This is a genomic window from Corallococcus sp. CA049B (genome assembly GCF_003611685.1).
GTDB lineage: Bacteria > Myxococcota > Myxococcia > Myxococcales > Myxococcaceae > Corallococcus > Corallococcus coralloides.
The window spans coordinates 1-673 of sequence record NZ_RAWC01000474.1; the positions used below are offsets into that span (position 1 = coordinate 1).

Sequence of the window (673 nt, forward strand, 5' to 3'; positions counted from 1 at the left end):
GCCCGGCCCTTGTCCCTCCGCGTCATCACCGCTGGACAGCCTCCGCCCAGAGTGATTGTTTGCCCTCAAATTATATAGAGATTGGGAGAGCGCCGTGCGCCGTTTCGTGCCGCCGTGGATGTGGATGTTGCTGCTGTTGGGGCCCGTGGGGGCCTTCGCGCTGAACGCGGGGCTGCCGCCGCCTCCGCCGGAGGTGGACCGGAGCACGCCCACGGCGACGGCGGCGGGGTTCCTGGACGCGGCGCATGCTCGGGACGGGCTGCGGGCGCCGCACTACCTGGACCTGTCGCGGCTGCCTCCGGAGACGCAGGCGGAGGAGGGGCTGAAGCTGGCGCGGCGGCTGGTGGTGGTGATGGACCGGACGCTGTGGCTGGACTTCGCGCGCATCGGCAAGGAGCCGGCGGGCCCCGGGGAGCGCGCCCGCCGCGAGGTGCTGGGCCAGGTGGCCACGACGCGAGGCCCCCAGGACATCGTGCTGGAGCGCGTGGACGCGGAAGGGGGCCCGGTGTGGGTCTTCAGCGCGGACACGGTGGGCGCCATCGACACGCTGTTCCAGGAGCACGGGTCGCCGCTGCTGGAGATGCTGCCGCCCGTGTTCTTCACGCGCCCGCTGTGGGTGCTGGAGGCGTGGCAGTGGCTGGGGCTGGCGGTCGTGCTCGTGGGGGCGTGGGTG

The 673-nt window shown here is 72.7% G+C and carries 1 pseudogene; it reads left to right on the forward strand.

The features are described from left to right. Nucleotides 1–94 precede the first annotated feature (94 nt). Nucleotides 95–673 (forward strand): annotated as a pseudogene (locus tag D7W82_RS39795) (mechanosensitive ion channel family protein); the annotation flags it as partial.